The organism is Mycobacterium sp. NGS18 (genome assembly GCF_059813185.1).
In genome coordinates this window covers 1-523 of record NZ_JCALEC010000038.1, presented here as the reverse complement: position 1 = coordinate 523, position 523 = coordinate 1, and the positions used below count along the sequence as shown (strand labels likewise).

The following is a 523-nucleotide window of genomic DNA, read 5'->3' as shown; positions in this document are numbered from 1 at the left end:
GGCGGCCAACGCCGCGCGAACCACCTTCTGCTGTGCCGGACCCGACGGCACCGTCTGACCACTCGATGGCCCATCCTGATTCGCCGCCGAACCCCGCACCAGCGCAAGAATCCGGTCACCATCACGCTGGGCATCCGAAAGCCGCTTGAGCACCACCACCCCGGCGCCCTCGCCGCGCACGTAGCCGTCGGCGCCGGCGTCGAAGGTCTTGCACTGCCCGTCCGGCGCCAACATCCCCCACCGTGACGTCGCCACACTGTTCTGCGGGGACAGGATGAGGTTCACCCCGGCAGCCAGCGCCTGATCGGACTCGCGGCGCCGCAGACTCGCGCACGCCAGATGAATCGTCACCAGCGACGACGAACACGCGGTGTCCACCATGATCGCCGGGCCATGCACGCCAAGGAAATACGACAACCGGCCGGCCGCGAAGTTCGGGCCATTGCCGAACGCCAGGTAGGGGTCGACATCGCGGGGGCCGACCCTTTCGGCCGCCAGCAGGGCGTAGTCGTTGGTGGTGAGG

At 68.8% G+C, this 523-nt stretch carries 1 protein-coding gene; it reads right to left on the bottom strand.

Going from position 1 to position 523, the window contains the following annotated elements; genetic code table 11:
- Positions 1-523 (bottom strand): beta-ketoacyl [acyl carrier protein] synthase domain-containing protein (locus AC5Y31_RS21810; protein ID WP_499982982.1); only part of this gene is annotated, 523 nt, incomplete at both ends.